Genomic DNA, 9552 nt, shown 5'->3' on the forward strand with positions numbered 1-9552 from the left:
CCTAAATCCTACACCTTGGACACGACCATAAAATAAATAATGCCTTCTTATCATACTACCTTCACCTCTTTAACAAAAACTTCTATTATAAATATCGTACCACAATAACTTCAACTTTCTTCTTTAATATATCAAAATTATCGATTTCAAACACTACCCCGGCTATCATATCTAACTGTTTACTTATCAGCTCTGACTCTCTCTGTTTCGCTAGTTCTCATATCTCCTCGCATTTTTAAATTGATCCTACATCGTTATCATTTATGTTTTTTCTCTTCGTCTCTGATTATACCATTATAATCATTTTTTATAAACAAACAGCATAGTCGCTCCAATTTTTTACGTCCTTTAAATTCACTAAAAACAGTAATAAAAAAAGGAAATCAGTTTATTTCCTCAATTATATATAATTTCAATTCGATTAAAAGTAAACTACTTTATACCATAACTATATTTATGTGTATCGTATAAACATTTACAATTATGACTTATTATGTTCATCGCCTTCTTCTAAAATCATATTATTTAAAAATGTATCCATACATTCTTTTTGAAAGAAGAATTCTTGTAAGCTTTGTAAAAGCTGTTCACTATCGATTCCTAATTTCAATACAAAAATAATTTTAACTAATTTATTTTTCCATACAATCGGTTTCGATAAAAGATAAGCGTTTATTGAACTCTTTTGATTATAGATAGGCATATAATGAATAACAATTTGTAAACTTGTTTCAAAACCAATTAATGGATTTGTATGATAAAATGTTTCAAATGAGACACTTTCATGTTCAAATATATATGAAATAACATCATCTTTTGTTTCACAATCAATAAAATAAGTATCTTCTTTTTTTAAAAAATCAGATAATTTATACTCATTAATTTGTCGAAAATACTTATTTAAAACTTCAAAATCATGAGTAGTTATTATAGGATGAATACGTATAACAGGAATATCAAGGCTTTCATCAAGTGGTACAGTTGTAATAATATAATCATAACTTTCTAAATGATATTTACTAAGTTCCCCAGCAGAGATTGTTTTTTCAATAACCAATGAATCTTTATATCTTTTTAAAATAGAGAAACTTAATAATTCACTCATTGCCACATTGTACTCATTAATTAATAAAACCCGTTTCTTCGCAATATTTCTTTTCCTTCTCTCTAAAGCATATTGAAAATGAATAGCGATATAGCCTATTTCATCTTCAACGTTTATATAATCTGCATTATTATAAATAGCAAGCCATGCTTCCATACTCAAGATATATGCTAGAGTATAATTTTCTTTAATAACATAAATCAGCGGATTTCGTGAATAAGTATTAAATTTCAAACGATTTTCCATTGGATTGATATGAATCCCCAATGCTTTTCTTAAGTACATATCATTGTGAAAATCAATATTAAAGACTTTTTTAACCTGATTGAACATTTTTTCTACAATTATATCAATTTCTTCTTTTAATTGATCATTGATACAGCTTTCGATTGCACTAGTTGAATTGCTTTTTTTTCCTAAAATATGAATAGCTAAATAGCATTGTTCCTCTACTGATAATTCAATATGAAAATATTTATTAATAACTTTTGAAACATCCTTTGCTACTAAAAACTCATATTCCATTTTCATTTTTTCAATCTCATTATCATGAAATGAGATATAACATTTTCTTTGAATACGATTCAATTGAACTTGAATATGTATAATAAAATTTTGAAATACCCTTTGGGGCATCGTAATACCATCATTAAAAATAACTTTTCTTAATTCATCTATAAATTCATGATCTTCACCAATTTTCGTTGATAACATCCCTATCTTATGATAAATATATTCCGCCATACATAATCGATAACGAAATTCTTCACCTTCTATTTTTAATCCTTTACCGGTTTTTTGCACTATTTTTAAGTCAAAATCATTTAGCCGTTCTCTTATGTATTTTAAACTTCGACTAACAGAAGTTCTATCAATAAATAAAATATCAGATATATCATCGATTTTAATAAACTCTTGACTTTCGAGCATTAAACCTAAAATATAATAAGCCCTTTCTAAAGGATTTGTAGGAATAAAATAACTCCATTGCTTAGATACTTTATCAATCCAACAATTAAACAAATCATCATCAAAAATACTAATTTGATAACCATGAGAAGGAATTGATTGAATAAGTGCAAAGTTATTCATCAATTGATTAAGTATTTTAATTTCATTTCTAATAGTTTTAGAACTCACATTCAATAATTGAGATAGTTTTTGTCCAGTTAAATATCTATTAGAATCCATAAATACTTGCAAAAGATTTAATTGTCTCTTAGTAACAACACTCATATTTAATTCCTCCTTCTATTATTTCAATTATATAATAAGTTTTATTTATTTGTAAAATAACAGATAGACAAAATAAATCAGCCTTAATGGCTGATCTATTTTATTCAATCCGTGTCCCTACTGTAGTAGCAAAATCACCGTATACAGAATCAGATGAATTAATCCCATTACATTCTGGTAAATAAGTACACATAATTTGAAAAGGTATCACAGCATTTAACCATGAAGATGTATATGAATGCTGATTAATGTGAATAATATTTTCATTACTTGTTTTTAAAGTTGAAATAATAAGATAATTGCTTGTTTTAGTTTTTATAAAATCAATAAAATTATTCATCAAAATCTTTCCACATCCATCAGTATCAATAAGAACAATATAAGAATCTTTAATAATCGTTCTATGCGGACCATGCATAAACTCTTCCATATCAAAATTCATCACAGGAATTTGCATTGTTTCTAAAATCTTTAGCGTTCCTTCTCTAGCAGTTGGATAATTCACTCCAAAACCAACGATACTCATTGCTTTTGCTAAAGCCCAATGCTTATTTTTTTGGCACCAGCAAAGGGAAGCTTTTATATTTTGAGGTAATTCTTGGATACTTTGATAATATTCTTGAGTGATAGATTGATACCGTGGATTTTGAGTTATTTTCAACAATAGCAAATGCAAAGTTAGTACTGTTGCACTATATCCTTTAATTTTAGGACCAACATTTTCTTCTCCACACAACATATCAATATGAATATTGGCTTTTTTTGCGATTGGGCTATCACCATTAGCCGTTATTGAAACGGATGGTATATGATGCTGTTTAGCTATTTGTAGACATTCTAATGTACCCGTACTTTTCCCTGTTTGAGATATAACTATAAGTATATTTTGGGGGTTATATAAATGTTTTGAGTAATATCTTAACTGAAAAGGATTTTCCACTATAATCGAGCAATCCGCTTCTTTTTCAATCAAACATTTCACTAACATTGCAGCGTTTAATGAGGTACCTGATGCAGTAATTATAATTTCTTTAGGACTTATAAATGTCTTAGAAAGAGTAGAAAATGTATCTCTTTGTAAAGAAAGAATATTTTCCAAAATAACTTTTTGCTCATCAATATAGCCCCACATCTTATTTTCCATGATGATAAAATTGTGGAAGATATTCCTTATGGGCTTCCAGCATCTCCTCTAAAAGTGGTTTTGCTACATCATAATCTCTTACTAATGGATGAGCAACAAGAGCCTCTAATGCTAGTTTTTTATTTCCCGTGATTGCCGCTTCAACTGCTAATGATTCATATGTTTTTACTGCACTAATAAGTCCGATAACAGCTTTAGGATAGTGAGCAATTGTTAATGGTTTCATGCCATTTTTACTTACATAACAAGCTGTTTCAATAACAGCATCATCATCTAAGAAACGAACTGTTCCATTATTAGCAACATTGATAACCATCCATTTTCCACTATCATTATAAATCGCATCCATAACACCAATCGCAACTTTGGAATATCCACCACCGCCACGTTTAGCTAAAGTTTTTGGTTTTTGATTATTTAATTCGTCTGCATACTCCCTAAATATTTGTTTTTCTAATTCAAGAATAGCTTCACCTCTAGTCTTGTCTTGTTCTTTTAATTGTTGTACTCTTTCTTTCGTATGAAAATAATATTGTGTATACTGACTCGGAATTAAGTGTAATGTTTCCATCCATTCTTGTGAAACAGTTGTACATTTTTTTATAACTTTACTAAATTCTTCATCAGTAATCGGTCTTCCATCAATAGTCATATTATAAGAAAAATTCATATGATTTAATCCTAAATAATCATAATAGATTTTTTCTTCTGGAATATTTAAAGCTTCAGCAGCCCACCATCTTGGTCGCATTCCTCCAGCACATAATCCCGCCACTTTAACATTACAAACTTTATTTAGTGCTTCAGTTACTAATCCTGTTGGATTTGAATAATTGATAATCCAAGCATCTGGACAATATTTTTCAACATCTTTAGCTATTTCAATCATAACTGGAATTACTCTAAATGCATTAAACATTCCTCCTACTCCAGTTGTTTCTTGTCCAATCAAGCCATATTTTAGGGGTATTTTTTCATCCTTTATTCGCGCCTTATTTCCCCCAACTCTAATTTGTGTTGAAACAAAATCAGCATCAGTGAATGCTTCTTCTCTTGATGTTGTACTCCATACTTTCACATCATAATTCAAATAACCAACATATCTTTTTACAAACCCTTCCATAATTGAAAGTCTTTCTTCATTTATATCTAATAAAACAATTTCTTTTACTGGTAATGTTTCACGGTGTTCCGATAATCCTTCAATTAATTCAGGGGTATACGAACTCCCTGCTCCAACAATTGCAATTTTTAACTTTTTATTCATACTCATGCTCCTATCCTTTTTTCTACTGCTAAACGTTGTCTTTCCATTGCTTTAAAGAATGGATAATATATACATCCTGCTATTAACAGTGAAATACCTCCCCAAATAACAGCAGGAATATTCCCACCAGTAACTAAATAATGTGAAAATAATGGTGGTATTGTCCATGGAATATTAGCTACTGGTCTTCCTATAATATTGAAGAGCATTAATAGATATGTTCCTGCTGATAAAATTAATGTTGACAAAGTATAGGGTATCATCATGTATGGATTCATAACTAATGGTACCCCAAAAACAACTGGTTCATTAATTTCAAATATACTTGCTGGTAAACATAATTTTCCTAATGTACTGAATCCTTTTTCTTTTGAACGGATCATCATCAAGACAAGCGGTAAAGTAGCACCACCGCCACCTAAGAAAACAAACATAGTAAATCCACTGGCAGTAATATAAGGTGGCTGAGTTCCAGCTGCAAAAGCAGCAGCATTTGCTCCAAACATAGTTAGAAAAAATGGATCAGCTACAGCCAAAACAGCTCCACCGTGAATACCAACACTCCATAACATTGAGCGAATAAACATGAAAACCAAGAATCCCGGTAGAGTATTTAATGCAAAAACAAATGGTGAGAAACAATCCATTAAAATTTGATTAACATTAATACCTAAAATTACACGAATTATCCATATAATTGTCAAAATGACAAATGCTGGAACCAATGACATAAATGATTTTGATACTAGAGGTGGTACTGTATCAGGAAAATGTATCACAAGATCTCTCTTTTGAAAAAAATGCATAATCATTCCTGACATTAATGCTACTAAAATAGCTGTAAATAATCCTTTTGTCCCAAATAATTCAAGATTAATCGCATACTCATCTGTTAGTGTCGCCAATAAAAACGCGGCAACAGAAACAAATGCTGTAATTAATGGATCAATTTTAATATCCGTATAGCCTAAAGCAAAATAATAAGCTACACTAGCAGCTCCAACCAGCCCAACAATCCCAATCGTTATTGTATTAACTGTTGTAATCATAGCAGCGTATGGTTCAAAAAATGATTGAATCGGATCAATTGGAATATTGGGAATTAGCAAAAAGATACTTCCGATGATTGTTAATGGAACTGTAACCATCATACCGTTCTTGACTGCATTCAAATGATGCTGATTAGCCATCTTATTTAATGGTGGTACTAGTTTATCCTCAACAAACATTAATATTTTATTCATTATTTTTCTCCTCTCATTTCCACGAGCGCTCTTCTTTGTACAATCTAATAATAAAGAGAAAGTATGTTTATTTGAATAGTTAAAATTTCCCTTGGCTAGTGGAAATAATTGCATAATTAAAATTATTTTATCTTTCTTCTATATATCTTCTTACTTACTAATTTATTTTTCCTCAATTCATACTAATATGAAAATAAAAAAGAGTTTCAATTATATATTGAAACTCCCATCTTAAAAAGTACTAATTAAATAACCTAAATCTTTTTATCATTTGCCCTATTATTAAAGATTTCGTGCTACTTCATAAGCGTCCCAAATAGCACCACGAATATTTCTCACTTCTTTACTATCACCTAAATTATATACATATGTGTATTTATTTTTTAATTTATCAAATAAATCATGTTTAGATTTATAACCGACTGCAACGATAGTTTGTTCAGTAGCAATAGTTTCTTCATTATTATCTTGAAGAACTTTAATTTCTTGATTACCGATTTTACTAACTTTTGCATTTCCCACAATTCGAACATTATTAAATGCTAATAGATCACGAAGCATCCATTCATTCATTGGCGGTAAAGCAATACCTGATTTTAAAATATCTGGTAAGGCTTCGATAATTGTTACCTTCTTACCATTTTGTGCCAAATGTAACGCTAATTCACATCCAACAAGACCACCACCAATAACTACTACGTTATCTTTTGCAGCTACTTTATTAGTCAATACTTCATTAGCTAGTACCGCATTTTCAACACCATCAATTGGAGGTATCACTGGACTAGAACCTTCACAGATAAATAAACTATCTGGTTTTAATGCATCAATCGCCGCCTCATCAGCTAAAGTATTTAGTTTAACATCTACACCTAATCTTTCTAATTCATTTGTATAATAAGAAGCTAGCGCTAAATCATCGTCTTTAAACTTAGGCATACCACCAACTAATAATTCACCACCAAGGCGATCTGTTGCTTCAAATAAAGTAACTTTATGACCACGAAGAGCAGATACACGAGCTGCTTCTAATCCTGCTGGTCCGCCACCAACAATAACAACATTTTTCTTTACAAATGCTGGTGCGACACCCACAGTATCTTCTCGTCCACATTCAGGGTTAACCGCACAACTACCTAACCCAGATTGTAATAAACGCCCAAAGCAGCCATCATGACATCCTAAACATGGGCGAATTAATGCCTCTAATCCATCTTTTAATTTATTTACATAATCAGGATCCTTAATAAATACGTCAATCCAACTCCATCAATAGTTCCTTTGTTTCGAGCATCAACAGCCATTTTTGGATCATCCATTCTTCCAGCAATCAATAATGGTACTTTTGCAGCATCACGAATTTTTTCAACTAATGGTAAATACATACCTTTTTCAAAATACATTGGTGGATGAGCCCAATACCAAGAATCATAAGTACCAGCATCTGCATCAAAAGCATCATAACCAGCTTCTTGCAATATTTTTACAGCTTCAATAGCCTCATCAATATCTCTTCCTAACTCTTTAAAATCTTCACCTGGTAAGCCACCTTGCCGTAATTGTTTAATATAGCTCTTAATTGAAAAACGCAAAATAACTGGAAAATCTTTACCACATTTATTTTTAATTGTTTCAACAATTTCTGTAGCAAAGCGTAAGCGTCCTTTTAAATCTCCACCGTATTTATCGGTTCTTTGGTTAAACAAAGTCATTGTAAAACAGTCCAATAAGTATCCTTCATGGACAGCATGGATTTCGACCCCATCAAAACCTGAATTTTTAGCAATAACTGCTGCATCACCGAACTTCTCAATAATATGTTCAATTTCTTCGGTCGTTAGTTCACGGCAAGGTGCATTAGGAATCCAACGATTTGTTGTTGGACTTGGAGCAACAAAATCTTTCATATCAACGAAATTAGGCAGCGCCGATCTACCTAAACCAGCAGTTAATTGTAAAAATATCTTTGTTCCAAAAGCATGAGTACGATCAGTCATTTCCTTAGCCTTATGTTCGTATTTTAAAGGTAACATATTTGGGCAAGGAAAACTGCAGCGAGCATGAGGTTCCACGTCATTTTCAACCCAGTTAGCTCCTGTTATAATCAAACCTACGCCACCTTTTGCTCTTTCAACATAATAATCAATACTTTGTTGGGTATAACAATAATCTTCATCAACATCTACGATTGTTGCCATCGGTGCCATAAAAAACTTATTTTTCACCTCAACATCCCCAATTTTTAGCGGTTCAAATAATGGTTCATAAATACTTTTCATAGTAGTCTCCTTTCAAAACTGAACTTGTTCATATTTATATTTTAACACTCATTGTTTGCGCTTACAATGTTTTTAAGATAAAATGTATAATGAAAGGATTAATTATGAATAACATTAAAACAAGTAAGGCAGAAAACACTAAAACTAATATTATTAAGGCTTTAGAACAGTTATCTAAGGATCAAAATCTTGACAATATAAAAATAAGGGATATATGTACATTAGCAAATATCTCAGTAGGAACCTTTTATTTATATTTTAAAAGTAAAGAGGAAGCTATTTTATATATTTATCAACAATGTGATGAGCAGTTTAGAAATTTAAAACTAACTAATGATCCACTTGATAATATCTATCAGATCTTAGATACCTATTATCATATGGTTGACATTGATAACATAAATTTTGATCGTACTATTTATAAATGCCACCTAAATCATTATGATGAGTACTTTTTTTCAGAAGAACGGCCAATCTTTATTTTACTAAACCAACAGATTATTGATTATACAAAAAAAGCTGATTGTAAAGATATAACTTGGGATATTCTAGAATTTTCTCGTGGGCGTATTTATAATGCCTGTATTTCTTTTAAGGAGTTAGATAATACCTGGTATAAACAACAAATAAATAAAACAATCTCTTATTTAAAGCATTTGAATAATGCAACATGAATGATAATTGTTCGGGCTATAAGTAACTTATTGGTTATTTTTTATTTACTATAATTACATTAGAATTTTATTATATATATTATAAAATTAATATTCATTAATAAATAATAAAAATAGATGGCAGTTAAAAACCGACCATCTATTTTTATTCAATAGAGTTTTATTGTTTTAGATTTAATTTGTTATAAATAACTTCAAAGAGCATCTAAATAATATTTAGTTCCTTAATATATTTTTAAGTCCTACCTTATAATACAATAGAACAAAGAATAAAAATATGAACACTCCAACAAGTATTTTAATAATTAAAGTTATTAAATTGCTTGACATAAATGGAACATTAACTACTCCAATATACATAATAACTCCACTAATCAGTAATGGTAGACTTTGTTTAAAATATCTCCAAACTTTTATTTCATTTCTTACCATGTATGTTTGATAAGCACATACACTAAATTCAGCACATAAGGTACCAATTGAAGCTCCTAAAGCTTGAAAATATGGTATCAATAATAAATTTATTACTATATTTACAATTGCACCAAGAAATACAGACACAATATAGATTTTATCTTTTTTGTTAGGAATCAAGTACTGTGT

The 9552-nt window shown here is 30.1% G+C and carries 8 protein-coding genes; 1 reads left to right on the plus strand and 7 read right to left on the minus strand.

Going from position 1 to position 9552, the window contains the following annotated elements; all coding sequences use genetic code 11:
• Nucleotides 1–481 precede the first annotated feature (481 nt).
• From ACLR9T_RS12610 to ACLR9T_RS12635, 6 genes are all read right to left on the minus strand, one after another.
• Entirely contained in the window at nt 482–2341 is a 1860-nt protein-coding gene (locus ACLR9T_RS12610; protein WP_413109859.1) for a BglG family transcription antiterminator, read from the minus strand.
• Nucleotides 2342–2441: 100 nt separating this feature from the next.
• Nucleotides 2442–3485, minus strand: a complete 1044-nt coding sequence (locus ACLR9T_RS12615; RefSeq protein ID WP_413109860.1) for an SIS domain-containing protein — start codon at nt 3483–3485, stop codon at nt 2442–2444.
• A complete protein-coding gene (locus ACLR9T_RS12620) occupies nt 3475–4752 on the minus strand; it encodes a 6-phospho-beta-glucosidase (protein ID WP_009299953.1) in 1278 nt (425 codons plus the stop codon). The genes ACLR9T_RS12615 and ACLR9T_RS12620 overlap by 11 nt, the downstream gene beginning before the upstream one ends.
• A gap of 2 nt (nt 4753–4754) precedes the next feature.
• Complete coding sequence (locus ACLR9T_RS12625) at nt 4755–5996, minus strand: PTS sugar transporter subunit IIC (protein WP_022007599.1); 1242 nt, start codon at nt 5994–5996, stop codon at nt 4755–4757.
• Nucleotides 5997–6278: 282 nt separating this feature from the next.
• Nucleotides 6279–7091, minus strand: coding sequence for an FAD-dependent oxidoreductase (locus tag ACLR9T_RS12630; RefSeq protein WP_413109861.1), 813 nt, complete (start codon nt 7089–7091; stop codon nt 6279–6281).
• Between the two features lie 131 nt (nt 7092–7222).
• Nucleotides 7223–8275 carry a hypothetical protein gene (locus tag ACLR9T_RS12635; RefSeq protein ID WP_413109862.1) on the minus strand — a complete coding sequence of 351 codons (1053 nt, stop codon included), beginning with the start codon at nt 8273–8275 and terminating at the stop codon, nt 7223–7225.
• Nucleotides 8276–8364: 89 nt separating this feature from the next.
• Here ACLR9T_RS12635 and ACLR9T_RS12640 point away from each other — a divergent pair, with 89 nt between their 5' ends.
• Nucleotides 8365–8949: a TetR/AcrR family transcriptional regulator gene (locus ACLR9T_RS12640; RefSeq protein WP_003535907.1), complete on the plus strand. Its 585-nt coding sequence runs from the start codon at nt 8365–8367 to the stop codon at nt 8947–8949.
• Between the two features lie 216 nt (nt 8950–9165).
• On the opposite strand, the gene ACLR9T_RS12645 is transcribed toward ACLR9T_RS12640, so the two are convergent.
• Nucleotides 9166–9552, minus strand: a 387-nt coding sequence (locus ACLR9T_RS12645) for a polysaccharide biosynthesis C-terminal domain-containing protein (protein ID WP_413109863.1), incomplete at its 5' end; no start/stop codon positions are given.

This window comes from Thomasclavelia sp. (genome assembly GCF_047249845.1).
Classification (GTDB): Bacteria; Bacillota_I; Bacilli_A; order Erysipelotrichales; family Coprobacillaceae; genus Thomasclavelia.